12 protein-coding genes are annotated in these 14,492 nt (G+C 35.7%); all 12 read right to left on the bottom strand.

The genetic code is table 11. The features are described from left to right. Window positions 1-2: 2 nt before the first annotated feature. The 12 genes from JNUCC51_RS20295 to JNUCC51_RS20240 all read right to left on the bottom strand — a co-directional run bounded on the left by JNUCC51_RS20295 (window position 3) and on the right by JNUCC51_RS20240 (window position 14,398). Complete coding sequence (locus JNUCC51_RS20295) at window positions 3-776, bottom strand: DNA and RNA helicase (RefSeq protein ID WP_337989490.1); 774 nt, start codon at window positions 774-776, stop codon at window positions 3-5. A gap of 482 nt (window positions 777-1,258) precedes the next feature. Next, complete coding sequence (locus JNUCC51_RS20290; RefSeq protein ID WP_337989489.1) at window positions 1,259-3,907, bottom strand: acetate and sugar kinases/Hsc70/actin family protein; 2,649 nt, start codon at window positions 3,905-3,907, stop codon at window positions 1,259-1,261. 22 nt (window positions 3,908-3,929) lie between these two features. Further along, the gene (locus JNUCC51_RS20285; protein WP_337989488.1) at window positions 3,930-4,625 is read right to left on the bottom strand and encodes an iron-dependent peroxidase; all 696 of its coding nucleotides are present in this window, start codon (window positions 4,623-4,625) and stop codon (window positions 3,930-3,932) included. Next, window positions 4,616-5,890, bottom strand: a complete 1,275-nt coding sequence (locus tag JNUCC51_RS20280) for a normocyte-binding protein (protein WP_337992269.1) — start codon at window positions 5,888-5,890, stop codon at window positions 4,616-4,618. The genes JNUCC51_RS20285 and JNUCC51_RS20280 overlap by 10 nt, the downstream gene beginning before the upstream one ends. A 4-nt stretch (window positions 5,891-5,894) precedes the next feature. Further along, window positions 5,895-7,526: a serine/threonine protein phosphatase gene (locus JNUCC51_RS20275; protein WP_337989487.1), complete on the bottom strand. Its 1,632-nt coding sequence runs from the start codon at window positions 7,524-7,526 to the stop codon at window positions 5,895-5,897. A 50-nt stretch (window positions 7,527-7,576) separates the two neighbouring features. Then, window positions 7,577-8,416: a PP2C family protein-serine/threonine phosphatase gene (locus JNUCC51_RS20270; protein ID WP_337989486.1), complete on the bottom strand. Its 840-nt coding sequence runs from the start codon at window positions 8,414-8,416 to the stop codon at window positions 7,577-7,579. 6 nt (window positions 8,417-8,422) lie between these two features. After that, complete coding sequence (locus JNUCC51_RS20265) at window positions 8,423-8,950, bottom strand: FHA domain-containing protein (protein ID WP_337989485.1); 528 nt, start codon at window positions 8,948-8,950, stop codon at window positions 8,423-8,425. A 39-nt stretch (window positions 8,951-8,989) separates the two neighbouring features. Continuing rightward, complete coding sequence (locus JNUCC51_RS20260) at window positions 8,990-9,565, bottom strand: FHA domain-containing protein (RefSeq protein WP_337989484.1); 576 nt, start codon at window positions 9,563-9,565, stop codon at window positions 8,990-8,992. 36 nt (window positions 9,566-9,601) lie between these two features. After that, window positions 9,602-10,036: a J domain-containing protein gene (locus JNUCC51_RS20255; protein WP_337989483.1), complete on the bottom strand. Its 435-nt coding sequence runs from the start codon at window positions 10,034-10,036 to the stop codon at window positions 9,602-9,604. A 90-nt stretch (window positions 10,037-10,126) separates the two neighbouring features. Further along, the gene (locus JNUCC51_RS20250) at window positions 10,127-10,552 is read right to left on the bottom strand and encodes a membrane-associated protease 1 (protein ID WP_337989482.1); all 426 of its coding nucleotides are present in this window, start codon (window positions 10,550-10,552) and stop codon (window positions 10,127-10,129) included. A 226-nt stretch (window positions 10,553-10,778) separates the two neighbouring features. Continuing rightward, on the bottom strand, window positions 10,779-12,947 hold the full coding sequence (locus JNUCC51_RS20245) for a transcriptional regulator (protein WP_337989481.1): 2,169 nt from the start codon (window positions 12,945-12,947) through the stop codon (window positions 10,779-10,781). 527 nt (window positions 12,948-13,474) lie between these two features. Next, complete coding sequence (locus tag JNUCC51_RS20240) at window positions 13,475-14,398, bottom strand: serine/threonine protein kinase (protein WP_337989480.1); 924 nt, start codon at window positions 14,396-14,398, stop codon at window positions 13,475-13,477. Window positions 14,399-14,492: the final 94 nt, after the last annotated feature.

Raw genomic sequence — 14,492 nt, 5'->3', positions numbered from 1 at the left:
AGCTAGTCAACAATCATGCGCTTTGGTCGCCCTTGGCTATGCCCTGTCATACGACCACCGCGCTTTGATTCCAATAAAATACGGTTCAAGTATTTATGAATTTGACTATTAGAAAATGTTTGGTAGTCTAGCTCTAGCCGATTGCAAATATAAAAATCAATCGCATCTCGTTGTACCCGCTCCTGATTTATGCACTCTAAAGCAAAAGCTATATCATACGGATTCGCTGGGCGATTTTTTAACAGCTCTCGTGCAAAATAGCGCAAAATGATTGGATGGTATGTGCTTTTTTGAAAACCTGCATACTGACTGTGAAGATAATTAACCGTATTGTATTCAGTCGCAATATCGGAAAAATCAATATACTCCGAGCGCAGTTTTGCACCCGGTTTTAATTTAAAGCGCGCCAACTCTAGCTCATTATTTGCAAGTTCTAATGAATCATCTAGGTCTATTTCTGTCGTGAGGTTTCTAAAATCTAATTCATTCACTTCTTCAGTAAATCGTACTTTTAGAATCGTTTCGCTTCCTGTTGCCTCATAAGGAAGCTCATAGCTACTATGTAACATATAGAGCTTTCCGTTATGCTTGATAATGCCTTTCGCTATAATGAGGCTTGTATCTGCTACGATAATATTGGCACCAGCAATAATGCCATTTGAATAATCTTGGAAATATAAATCTAAAAATTCTCTTGGGTAATCCCGCAAATTTTCCAGCATTTCTCGCTTTAAAATTCGGCCCTTTTGAAAATGTGGATATTGATTGGCAAACAAGCTGTCACCCACCTCTTTTCTTGTTTTTCACTGATCAATTATGCCTCGGCATAATTGTAACTATCGCTTTGCTTTCGCGCAGATAAACATTGCGTCAGAAATCGCCTTTGTGCTTAGGCCTGCATGAGGGCCGACAAGATGTCGTCATTTCGGTAATGCCTCAAGACATGGCGTTTTTACCGATGCAGGTCAGCTAGCCGTTATCGCATTTTTAGGCAAATATCCTCTGGAAATCCAATGACTTCTCAGAGATACCTGATTATTTTCGGGGTTTACCCGATCACTTCTCAGGGGTACCTGATCACTTTCGCAGCTTACCCCATTACTTCTTAGAGTTACCTGATCACTTTCGGAGCTTACCCGATCACTTCTTAGAGTTACCTGATCACTTTCGGGACTTACCCGATCACTTCTCAGGGGTACCTGATCACTTTCGGGGTTTACCCGATCATTTAATAAATCCTTTTAATCCGTCGAACGTGTTACTTTAATCCATCAAAGAAATCTAGCTCAGACAAATCGGTTTCGAAGGCAAAGAATTCCTTGTTCCCGATAAACAGCTGCTCGTCTTTTCTTGCTACTGGAACTACATGGAAGCCCCAATTATCTTCGCCTGCAAAGACGAAGAACTTCACTTCTCCATTCATGATGGAATCCGTCTCGTCTTGCGGAATTTTATCTTGATAGTGCATGGCGATATTTTCATAAAGAACAGGCGCATAATCCTCCTGACGATTAAAGTAAGTGTATTTATACGATGTGTGATTGTCGCTACCCGTTAAGTAAAACTCCACCTCTTTTACACCCCATGGGCGAGAAATCGTACCGTGTATTTGATTCAGTCTTTCTAAGCTACTAATAAGTAATTTTTCCTGACGATTATGTGTAAAGGCACTGACAGCATAAGGCACGACAGGCGCATGGTTCGTCACTTCTGTTTCAATCATGCCGATTTTCTTAGCATTTAAATAACGAAGTGCTCCCCTTAAACAAGCAAGCTTTAACTCTGGGACTTTACCGATATTTTCAGCCTTTTGTCTAAATTCAATGCTGCGTCCTGGTACAAATTCCTTTAAAGCCTCGCGAAATGCGTCTATTTTACAGGACTGTCCCGTTAATTTAATGATAGAATAGTCACTCAGTATGCCAGTCTCATAAAATTCCTCTAAAAATTCTCGTACAATATCATAAATATCAGCCTTAATGAGATGATTGATTTCTTTTATGTTGAAGAAGACATTTGGGAAGTCATAAACTTCCTTAAATTGATTATTTTCTACTAACGATAGACACCAGCGATCTACTGCTGTCACATTTAAATCACTATCGTGCTGCATATCGCTATCCGCATAAAAACGACTTCTTAAAATACCTGTTTTACGGAAAAATTCCTTCTTCATCTCTTCCGCCATTTCCCATAAGAAATAATAATTATTGCGGACACGGAGATACTCATCACGTGTTCGATTTTCATATTCCTTAAAGCGTGTAGGGATAATTGATTCGGCATCTAAAAAGGCTTTTTCGAATTGCTCATACACTGCTTCTACGCCATGGTCGTCTACATATCGATAAATATCCTTACCTGGAATATCTATTAATGCATCGATATCATAATCATTTTTTCCTCGACTATAATAGTTGGCAAAGACGATTTTCATAAATTGGAAAATACGATAGGTAATATTGTTGCCGCCAAAATTCGTATCCCCGTTTTCATAGGTAGTATGAATATCAATTTTGTAAGAAATATTTCCGTCCTCTATTCGAAACTTACAGGAGGAAAGGTCTGTTGTTCCGCCTCCACAGTCGATGACAAGTGCTTTATATTCCTTGCCATCTAAAAAGCTATTATTCTCTATTTGATTGGCGATTGTATTATAAAGAACGGACATCCCTTCATCGAGGGCATGCTCAGTTTCGATTTGGTATTCAGGTAAAATCGCACGAAACATATCTAAAAATTGTGTTTTCAGCTTAACAGGGCTGGAGATATGTAAATGCTTGAAGCGACATTTAAATTGATGCTCCGCCATTCGAATAATATAAAGCATAAACTCTCTTAAAATTTGACTCCGTGGAACAAGTGCAGTATTCCCGTTGGCATCCATCACTTCTTCCAACTTGGCATAATTACTAACCCATCGTTTAATACCTTGGAATTTCGTCGCCAAAGATGTATAGCTATTTTTTTTCATCATTTTTAACGCTTCATAGCCGTAGTGATAGCTAACTTGGTCTGCATTTGAGCAATCTGCTACAGTCATGACCGTTGGTACTACTTCTATCCATTCGTTTTGATGAAGTGGATCTGGAAATTGTACAAAATTGATGCTATTTAGCTGAATTCTGTTATTTAATAAATCATGACTACAAGGAGAGGTTACATAATCACTCTCTAAATAGACACCAGCCGTAGTATTTGTTGTTCCAAAATCAATGGCAAGAATGGCATTGGTTGTTTCCAGCTGTTTAATCTCTAAATCTGGTATTGGAACCTTATAGTAATGAAGATTTGTTGGCGGAAGTGGGGTTTCCTGATAGTAAGTCTTATAGATATACTCGGAATCTTGTTTTCTTAAAAAAATAAAGCTGTAGTTTTTATTATTTGTCTTCCGAATACCAATTGCTTGATCAGCTGCGAAATAATATTGATTTGGAACTTCGTCGTCTTTAAGGATATTAAGAATGCCGCAAAGATCTAGCTGCTCATTTACTAGCAGTACATTGGATTCAACAAGAAAACCGCCTGTTTCTACGAAATACTGATCCGGTTTATCAATCTTCATCCCACTATATAAGCTCATTTTGGCAGGAATTTTAATGTCACCATTGTCAGTCATCGGCGTTTTTAAATACTCCTGCATGGCCGCTTCTACTCGTTCAAAGCCCCCATCCTTTTTTTCTCTAATAAGAGGGTTTTCTTCAGAGCCACGATATCTTAAAATCTTGTCGATTAACTCATCTCTAGTCAGTGTATTAATAAGGCCCGTCACAAGCTTTTCCTTATAGCAAATATTTCTAAGCTGGAAGGTTGTCATTTCCATTAATTCCACTCGTGTATAGGTCATATATTTCTTATCTGTATTACGCTTATTGGCATACAGCTTATATGAATAATTAGTTGTCATTGGAATACCTCCTCTGCCCTATTTAGTAAAGAGCTATTCGATCTAGCTTCATTGTTTCCTCTGCATCAATAATGCCAAAGTGATATTGCCAATAAACTTCCATATGAAAGCCTATTGGCAGAAAAATTTCTCGTACAAGCTGTACCTTTCGCTGATTCTGTTCTGTCTGCTTCTGACGTATGTATAAAAGCAGCTCATCCTGCTCCTCCGATTTCACATAAATAATGCAATTTTTAAAGAGTCTTTTCAGCGTATCCTTTAATAAGTAAATTTCTTCACCTGTCTGATAAAGCCTTAGCATGTTAAGCGCAACTATTTCTTGCTCCTTTTTCGTAAAGACATGAATATCATCACGTACCAATTTTCCAAATACATTGGCTTCGATTTCTCTTAAGATAAAGCGAATATAGAACTCTCGTTTATTCATGCCCTGCATTCGATCAATTTCAGCTAAAAAATGCAATAAGGTATCTAAAAGGTAATCCCTAGACTCAATATCTGAAGTATTATCAGGGTGGAAAAGATTATTAAAAATTCCGTAATAGCGATAATACGGATTTACTTCAACATGCTGTTCAATATCCTGTGCATTTAATAGTTGTGGACTAAGTTCCATATAAGGTGAATAGGTTTCGGCAAGATGAAAATGTATATCCTTTTTAGAAAGGCCTTCATCCTCAGCCTTAATGAGCAAATCCCAAATATAGTTCATAGCCAAACACCTACACATTCATATTCGAAGAAATGTCGTTGCACTTCTGATACGAGAAAGCTCAAAATATCGTTTGCAATAAAGTTTCTCTCCTCATTCGCCTTAAACTTTAGTAGCATCGTTTTTTTAGAATTATTTTCTCCTATCATTTCTGTTAAGAAAGTGTTCGCAGAATGAGTAAAGCTTGTTCCAGAATAGGAGTCCACTATTTCGACATCTACAAGCTCAAAGCTGTCAGCTGCCTCGAAGGAATTAATCATACGAGTAATTTCGCCCTTCGTTTTAACATTGGCCGTATACTTGTTAGCGAATTTGTGTATAAAATGCTCAATTCTTCTATTTGATACAAGCTCGTAATTTAATTTCCCTATTTTCTCATCTTCCATTTTTGCAATTTTTATTAGCTGCCAAACCCCTGACTTATCCCGGGGTGAGACAATTGTTAATTCATTGTCTGAACGTTTAACGTAACGAACATTATCCTCATCGGCCTCTACAAGGTAGCCATGCTCGTTGCCGATTTTACGTATAGAGAGGACATGCTCATAATTTACCTTATCGATTGCAGGAATGGGAAAACCGACATTTTTGACCTCATGGCGTTCAATATTCCATAGTGGAACCATATTCAGTCGTTTTTCTTGCTCATACTCCTCTAAGTCAACAATTATTTCTGTAATTTCGACATCCTCATTTAAAGGCGGGCAATTTACTAAATTTACATTAAAAAATTTATAGACAAACGGGTGATTAATGGTTTTCCATGGCAAACCATTTACTTGGAAAAGCGGATATAGCTTGTTAATCTCTTGTAAATAGTCAGTATTCTGCGAAAGACTGACTTTAATTTCTACTTGTCCTTCTGTCGTTACTAGCTTTCCATTAAAGAATCGCTGCCCAGCAAGTAATTGTTGGATTTTTATGGAGTCACATTCTAGAAATAATGTGAACAGTTCAACTGATTCATTGTTTTTAAACGCTTCAAGCATTTTTTTAAAATTAATTAATTTACTTTCTAAATCAGCTGGCCGCATTGGGAATAAGCATTCATGAATAGGGTCAACATCCTCCTTAGAACTTAACGTCACATAAATATCAAACCTATTTTCGACATCATCTATTTCGTTGAAAATGCGTTCCTCAAGCTTTTTGTTCATTTCATCCTGATAGTCGATTAAATTTACAAAAACGCCACTGACAATATCCTTTAGCAGTTGACGTTGCTCTAAATCCTCTATTTTTCGTAACCGTTCAATCATGAGCTCTTTCATCAATTTATTTTCCCTCTTTCATCACTTCAGCATCAGATGGCTCATTGGCAGCTGTCCCTTCATTCGGAGGCGGTTCTGCATTATCAGCAGCTTGTGCTTGGGGAGGAGGATTTAATTTATCATTGGCGTTCATAACCTTTCGCTCAAGACCTAAAACCTTCGACAGCAGTTCTGTCTCCTGATAAATTTCCTGTGCAAGTGTATAATATTCAATTGCTTTCCCGAACTCTTGGCGTGCATAGCTCTGATCTCCGCTTTTTTCTAAGCCTTCAGCCCTTAATTCCTTCTGGGCCTTTTTCAATTCAGCAATTTTAGCCTCTGTGTCTTCTATTTTTGTCTTTATTTCAGGTTCGCCAGTAAAGGCTATTGTCAGGGCTTTTTTTCTTGCCTTTTGATACGTTTCAAGAGCTCCATTGTAATCCTCTGCCTCAAATCGAAAATCTCCATCTTTCACAGCTTCAGCAATTTGTACAATGGTATCCATATTAGCGATTCTTTGTTCAACTACTTCTTTCCCAAAGTCTTTAATAAGCTTTCCTTCTTTTTTAGCCTTTTCATATGACTCCAGGGCATCGTTAAATTTACCTTCTTCCGCAAATTTATCTCCACTGATAATTAAATCGGTAACTCTTAATTTTTTAGCTAGTAAATTTCTATGTATTGGGTCCTTCAATTTTTTTGCCGCATTTCTGCCCTCACTATATTCCAGCAGTGCCTTATCATAAGTCCCATCTTGAAAATAAAGGTTTCCGCTCTTTTCATGATCTTTCATCTCGACGGTTAATTCAGCCATTTTTTTGGCTTGCTTTGCCTGATAAAAAATCGTGCCTCCACCTACGACTAAAGCTAGGACTAAAGCAGCAGCAATCATTTTGATGTATTTCATTTTTTTCTTATTTGTTTCCTGATACACCTTGTTAGCAAATATAGCTGCGATTGTGTAATTATTGACAACTTTCTTTTGCCTACTTAACAGTACCTCTTCTAATAGATCAATGTATTTCTCAGGCTCTTTAGCATCTTCCAACGCATCTGCCATTTCAATTTCATTGACATCCTCCCAAAAGCCGGCTGTACAAAGCACTAGTACATCGTCATCCATTAACTTCATTTTCTTTGAAACAAAAGGCTGAAAATCTTTTGGTTTGCCAAGATAATTTAGTAAATTGGTTCTTTCCTCGTGCTGACTTATATCGAGTGAACGGTTCCTAGTATTCACTATCTCTTGCGCTAAGCTTTGATCAGTGCTTTTAAACGATAAAGTACCATTACGAAAATGATACAATCTCGAATTTCCTGCAACTGCCACAATCATCTTTGAGTAATCTGATACGACAATGACAATACTAGCCTTCAATCTCACCCTTAAGCTTTGAGCTTGAAGTATATCTTGTGCATTTTTCAAATACTTTTTAATACTTCTTCTAGACATGGATGGCTTTTCCATGAATTTCTCTAAAATTGCCTTCACGGCAAGCTCCGCACTACTTATTTCCTGATCAGAATCTAACCCTTTTACAGCTACCCAGCAGGCTACATCATCCAGCTCTGTATAGGCAAAGTAATCTTTATTTTGCAAAAATGAGCCCGCTTCGGATAAAAAGCTTGTTTTAAAGTTGCTATTTTCCTTTCTCATGATTACTCCTCCTTATTTACTGACTCATTTAAAGACGACAAGTAAAATGATTACCATGTTTTTTCTAGAATAACGATGGTTGCATTATCTTGATTTTTTAAGCGTTTTTGTTCAACGGCTTTTATCATGTCTTGAGCAATATCATAGGGAGTAGCTTGCTGAGAGAGAATTTTCTCCATTTCAACCTCTGTTAAAGTATCATAGACTCCATCACTAAATAGACATACCTTGTCCCCTCTATTTAGCTGAATCGGACTTTTTCCTATATCCATATTTTTAAAGCCTTCATACCCTAAATAATTGATAAGTCTCTTTTTCAAAGGATTTTCCTGCACCTCAAGCTGAGATATTTCACCAGATATATATCGCTCAGTTAAAACTGATTCAAAAATATGCTTTTGATTGATCGCCTTAAATTCTCCATTTCGAAAAATGGTTATAACACTATCTCCAACAGCTCCCCAGTGAAGAAATCCGTTATCATCAATAACGGCTGCCACTAAAGTAGTACCACCGTTCGAGCCATTTAGATTTTCGACAATCATTTGATTACTTGCAATTGCAGCCTCCTTAAAAAATTTTTCTAGAGTATTTAGACCGCTAAGCTTTTTAAATTCTTCTATAAATGTATTGACAGCGACCGTGCTTGCCATCCTACCGTTTGCTAAACCACTGATACCATCTGCCAGGACAGCAATTGTCCCATCTTTCGTTTCAGCTGTAGAGAAGTAATCATCTTGCTCATCGCGTCTGCCAATTGTTTGACCATTCCCGATTTCTATTTTGTTTTTTTCATTTTGTTGCGCAAGCATGTTTCTAATGATTAATAAGGCAACTAGTACAACGATAAAAACAAGCGCAATTATGTATGGCAGTAGTTTCGGATCCATTTGTCATCATTCCTCACTATTGTTGTTTTCCCATTCAAAATGAACACCACATAAGGGAATAAAGAGAAACATACTTCTACCTAACTGAATAACATCATATGCCGCTAGCTCTGTTGGCGTATAAACCGCTTCATTGTTCAGATAAGCTAAGCCTGATGCATCACCTGGCAGTAGATAAAAGTTTCTTTTTTTAGGATCATATACAATAACTGCATGATTACGCTGAGAAATCGAATTATCTCCAACAATACGAATGTGCATATCCTCAGCTCTACCAATAAAGTTTTTTTCCGATAAAATTCGATAGTCTCGACCCATTTGAGGCCCTTCAATACAAACTAACCATCCCGTTACCGGATCAATGCCGTCCATTTCTCCGAGATATGGCATTGTTTTATCATCAAGCTCTGCTACAGCTGTTTGCTGACTGCTTGGTCTTTGCTCCTGTTCCACCATTACATTGCAATATGGACAAACATTTCTGTGTCTTCTTGAACTAAACATGTGACCATTCGTACATCTAATCAAACTCATTTTCGCTATCCCCCGTCTAAGTTACGAATTTACTTGTCTCTATTTCACTAAAATTCGCGTATTTGCTATGTATATCGTGTCTCCGTTACCAATTGGGTAAGGGTTTTCGTGTTGTATTCTATTTTTAACGCGCTTATGAGCTTTTTTTATACCAACACCATTTACCGAATCAATATCCTCTATGTACCATACGCCAGAAACATTGTTTAATACGGCATGTTCATAGTTAATAAGCGATTCATATTCTGTACCGCTTAAATCGATATCTGCCTTATTGTCAGCTGAACTTTTACCAATAAGTAATGATGTTTGGTCATCTATTTCCCATTCATCTATTTCAGCTCCTCGATCATTGAGGAGAACTAATTTTCGAATTTTCTTGTTTGTCACATCGTAATTTTTATCTCTTGCATCATACATAACAGCGCCATAAACAATTGCTAGTATGACCAACATAAGTCCAATAATTGTTTTCAAAATAAAATCCTGATTCATGACAAATACATAAAGAATGAAAAAGAAGGCGATTGTGACAATAATGATATCTATAACTTTTATAATCATTTGTTTTTTTGCGTTTTCAGTGTATGTATCCATTGAATTTTGACCATACATGGTATCACACTCCTTCATACTAGCTATGGCTTAGTTTTACTTGCTAAAAAAACGTTCAAATAAATCAGTTGTATCTAGTGGATTCTTCTTTGCATTCTTGTTAAGAGTAGATCCCGTTTCCTTTGTTTTAGGGTTAAAACCAAAAAAATGTTCAAAGTTCTTTTCAATATTGTTCATATTGAAATCTGGCTTTTTTTCAGTAGACTGTTGGCGTGTAGACTGTTTTTCATAATTCTGTCCATTACTCCAACTTTGACCAGCTCCATCTAGTCGAGCATCATATGCCTCTCTAGAAGCTTGATCCTTCAGTACTTTGTATGCCTCTGTCACTTCTAAAAAAATCTTTTCAGATTCTTTGTTTCCACCGCTCACGTCTGGATGATGTTTTTTTGATAGTTTTCGATAAGCGAGTTTTATTTGTGCTTGCGTGGCGTCTCTACTGACACCTAAAGTTTCATAATGCGTTTTCATGTTTTCATCCCCAGTATTAGGATTATTCAAAATTATCTAAGGAACTATGAAAGTCCCTTAGATAATGTGGAGTGCTATCAAGCAGCAATCTTAGACAGCGTAGCCGCCTTCGATTTTCGCCAAGTCTGTTTTGTCTTTCTTTTGCTTAATGTATAAGTAAAATTCACCAATACCTTCTGTGTCACCATATTTTTCTGTATAGTCAACAACGAAAGCATTTGGGAAGTGAATTTTTCTTACTACTTGATCAGCAGAAATAACTTCTAATGTTACTTTACGGTAACAGTCAGCCTTTTCAGCTGGTACTAGTGACCATAAACCTAATTTCATCGTATCATCAGAATTGTCACCGTCTGTTGCAGTAAGGATTTTACCTCTTATTTTTAAAGTTGCACCTACATCTGTAGAACGTGCGTTAGAGTCATTTGGAGTATCTGTTTCATACTCAACAGCCATAATGCTGTCTAACCCTAGTTCAATTGCTTCTGATCCTTCTACTTTTAATACAAAACCCATTTTTCGTACCTCCTAATATTTGTTGAATCGTCCAATGAATTGCTTTAGATGAAATTTATAACTAGCTGTATACATTCCTCCATGCCCAATGTAAATACATTAAGCATGTAGAAATATGTAATTGTTTCATCTCGCAATTTATGGAAGATTCTATTTATGTTAAAAGATTTATGAATAAATCTTAAACATACCACTTAAAAAGTTTTTGATTGTATGTTTAAACTTGTTAGGCCTTAACAGCACTGCTTGCCTTTGTAATCATAACTTCAAGGTTCTTCACATTACCGTTAAACACTAGGTCAATCTGACATGTGCTTGTTTTTTCATCGATAATGTAGCCGATGTCATCTCCATCTTGAATAATAGAGTTTACATAGCCTTTGTCATTAACCCATTTGCTTTTTTGGCTACTTGGATTATTACTAAAGAATCGAACGATATTTTCATGCTTAAAGTCACCAGATTGGAATCGTAAAATTCTTTCAATATACGTACTAACTTGTGTTTTGTAGATTGAATCGAATCCATCTTCTTCCATCGCTAGACTTCTAGCTTTGTACACTGTAATACGTTTAATATCTTTATCTTGAAGCTGTACATTCTCTGAAGAGAATACAAAGCCAAAGCTTCTGCTGTTAATAGCATCTTTAATATTATTAGTAAATCCAGAGATTTCTTTCGCCATTGTTGTAACGGCTCTAAGCGAGTTATCACCAGCTTCGATATCGAATCGTACACCTGGATAATTTCTCTGAACATTTCTAAATGAGTCTTTCAAATATTCTGGACATTGATATGCTGAAACAATACCTGCCGCTACATAGCTAGCACCAACGTAAACGCCATCTATCCAAAGCTTTAAAATATCCTCTTTTTCTTTAGATAATCGCGCTCCGTTTTCTGTTGTCTGCATTCTTGTATCAATGATTACACCTGATTTATCTTTAGGAATAATAGTGAAGTTCGGTAAACATGGTATCGCAAACTCACTATAATCTTTTCGAACAAGCACTGAGCATTTATCGATCAGGCGATCAATACCTGCTGTTGCAATTCCATTGAATGTTGTTTCTTCTTCTGCCATAAAGTTGAAGAAAATCTGTATTTTATAATCTTTCACAGTATCAAGAAGGATGGATAACGATTCCATTGTATTGCCGTCTTGCTTGGCAACCTTATCGTTCCCTTTAAATCTAGCTCTGCTTACTTTCATTTTTCCAGAAGCCTCTAGTTCTAGTGCAGGGACAATTCCGTACCATACCGTATCTGTAAAGTCATTTTTGGAGTTAACAGTGTTTAAATATGTGCGTAATCGTGGTAGATTATTACTTTTAACGAGCATATCTAACTTTGTGTTTGTTACAAGTAACGAGGGCTGCATACCTTTGTTTTTAGTTGCATACTGATCGAAGTACATTTTTACACCTAATAGTTTTTCAACTAACGGCTTCACTGTTTTTACAAATTCATCCTTAGCATCCTTATAGAATTCTAAGTATGTATTGTAGTTTTGTACCTCTGTCTCTACATCAAATTCAGCTCTTACAGCTGGCAAAGGAGAAAAAGTTCTTACAACTAAATCTTTCACATAAGAAGATGGTGTTTCTGTAATCGCTTCATAGTCCTCTTCGAAAACTGTGCTTAAACCATAGTTACTATTTTCCTCAATAACCATCAGTTCCGAGCTATTATTTTGTGGTGCCTCAATGATTTTTAATTCACCATTGTCACCAATAGAAAGTGTTCCTATTTGTAATTTTTCGGATTCATCTTCATCCTGATTAGCACCTAACAATAGTCTTGTTTTAATATCTTCAATTGCTAAAGGAAGCATCGCCATGACATTATTGTAATTTCTACTTGCCACTTCAAACATCAGGTTTAGCTTGTCTCCCGTATCCAATTTTTTTGGATCGCCTTCATCTAACTTGTCATATTCACCGTATAAATAATGGATTTCTTTTCTGACTTGTCGAATGTCATCCATAACCTTTTTAGGAGAGATCATATCGAGCAAATTCTCAAACTTAAAATCAACATTCGCAATGCCCTGACTTCTTTTCGTATCGATGAGGGTAAATAGCATTTTTAAAAAATCATTATTTTGGTCAATTGCTATTTCAGAAATACAGTCATCTTGAATTCCTTCTGGTTTCTTTAATGTATACATAACCTTTTGGTTAGCGGCATTGTAGAATGAGTAAACCGTTGGAGAAAACTTGTCTAAAAATTCGTCAAAGCTTTTGACAAGAAGATATTCATTAATTTCTTTGATTTTTTCATCACTAAGGCTATCAATCCCTTTTACATCTCCAACAAGCGTAATTAAATCCATTTTTTCCGGATTAATTTCCTCAAAGAGCATGGTTCTGTTTGTTTGACTAATAATCTCCATTCAGTCGGCCGTATGATTATACAGCCATCCCTCCTTTTTGTAACGAATTTCGAGTAAGCATAATCATGTAGTGAGTAGCACATAAAATATGATAATCGCGCACAAATCAACCAATAGGATACTAAAAAGTAACAAAATGGTAATTACAGACAAAGAATCATTAACTGGACTATGTATGTAATTATGTATGCCTGTTACTTAATACTAGAATTCCTAATGGTTCTATAATTTCACATGCTTACTTCACTGATGACATTATGTATCACAAAGTAACTATACAATATCTAATTTTATTGTCAATATTTACATTGGTACATACTGTAAAACAAATGTATTTAACTGGGTTTATGGTAAAAAATATACACGGTAAAATTTATGACATTTTTATATAAATAAACATATTTATTTCTTTATTTTTACTAAAAAAACAGCTTATGGATTAAAAATAGATAGTCCATAAGCCGTTATTCAAAAATATGTTTCAAACTCAAAAAAGGTACTATAGAATTATATATCGAAAAATATAGTCATTTAGCATCAAAAGAATTAAAATATTTCTTTATCCTATTGACAATATTTTCAACTTCAACGACCAGTTCCATAAATTTAAGTGAAGAGCACCGTTTTTTTGCATGCACTGCCATACCCCACATAATAGTTCTAGAAAGAATAATACTCACTTTTCCATTATATTTTCTCACATTTTCAATTTTATCCTCGATTATACGTTTTGAGCTATCCAGCGGGATAATATCTGTTAAAGAAAAATAAAATGTTGCTGCTAAACTATAAATATCTGTATACACACCTTGCTCAGATACATTCGAATATTGCTCTAAAGGAGAATACCCTGGGCTTGTAAATATTTGATAATTCTCAGCAGTTTTATAAAAAATAGCCGAACCAAAATCTAGTAAATATGGACTACCTTCAGAATCTATCATAATATTACTTGGTTTAATATCACGATGAAGTATGCCTTTTTTATGTAAATAGCTTAAAGCACCAATTAGAGGAAGGAATATACTCGTGTACAAATGGTCCCTTTCATTAATAGGAAAATCCTTTAAGTATTGATCTAATAACGTTCCCTCATAATACTCCATCACGATATAAATCGACTCATTTTCTTCAAAGTGGTCAATATATTTGACGATATTACGATGATTTATTTGCCGCATAATTAACGCTTCATTTAGAAAAATAGCTTTTAAATCCTCAAACTTCTGCTTTGTTGAAGGCAAACGATTAACGACTGTTTTATTATCTAAATCCCGTAAAGCGATGTCATTTGGAAAGAACTCTTTAATAATTAGCTGATTCCCTTCATGAATATTCTCCGCGATATAAACAAATGACAATTTACTAGTAGCAACAACTTCTTTTATTTTATATGTATCATTCAAAACACTGTTTGCTGGTAAGCTCAATTCAACTTGAATCGCTTGCATTTTTAATTTATCAGCCCTTTCAACACATGAATTACGAACAATTTGTTACATTTTCAACGCAAAATTTTATGATTATTTTAACTAAAGTACAAAT

Source organism: Lysinibacillus sp. JNUCC 51, assembly GCF_015999525.1.
Taxonomy (GTDB): domain Bacteria; phylum Bacillota; class Bacilli; order Bacillales_A; family Planococcaceae; genus Lysinibacillus; species Lysinibacillus xylanilyticus.
This window is presented reverse-complemented; position numbering and strand designations above follow the sequence as displayed.

Bases quoted from the DNA above. Each gene is read 5' to 3' on its own strand.
- JNUCC51_RS20260 (WP_337989484.1), bottom strand. From the start codon at position 9,565: ATGTATGGTCAAAATTCAATGGATACATACACTGAAAACGCAAAAAAA.
- JNUCC51_RS20240 (WP_337989480.1), bottom strand. From the start codon at position 14,398: ATGCAAGCGATTCAAGTTGAATTGAGCTTACCAGCAAACAGTGTTTTG.
- JNUCC51_RS20270 (WP_337989486.1), bottom strand. From the start codon at position 8,416: ATGGATCCGAAACTACTGCCATACATAATTGCGCTTGTTTTTATCGTT.
- JNUCC51_RS20245 (WP_337989481.1), bottom strand. From the start codon at position 12,947: ATGGAGATTATTAGTCAAACAAACAGAACCATGCTCTTTGAGGAAATT.
- JNUCC51_RS20275 (WP_337989487.1), bottom strand. From the start codon at position 7,526: ATGAGAAAGGAAAATAGCAACTTTAAAACAAGCTTTTTATCCGAAGCG.
- JNUCC51_RS20280 (WP_337992269.1), bottom strand. From the start codon at position 5,890: ATGAAAGAGCTCATGATTGAACGGTTACGAAAAATAGAGGATTTAGAG.
- JNUCC51_RS20250 (WP_337989482.1), bottom strand. From the start codon at position 10,552: ATGGGTTTTGTATTAAAAGTAGAAGGATCAGAAGCAATTGAACTAGGG.
- JNUCC51_RS20255 (WP_337989483.1), bottom strand. From the start codon at position 10,036: ATGAAAACGCATTATGAAACTTTAGGTGTCAGTAGAGACGCCACGCAA.
- JNUCC51_RS20265 (WP_337989485.1), bottom strand. From the start codon at position 8,950: ATGAGTTTGATTAGATGTACGAATGGTCACATGTTTAGTTCAAGAAGA.
- JNUCC51_RS20290 (WP_337989489.1), bottom strand. From the start codon at position 3,907: ATGACAACTAATTATTCATATAAGCTGTATGCCAATAAGCGTAATACA.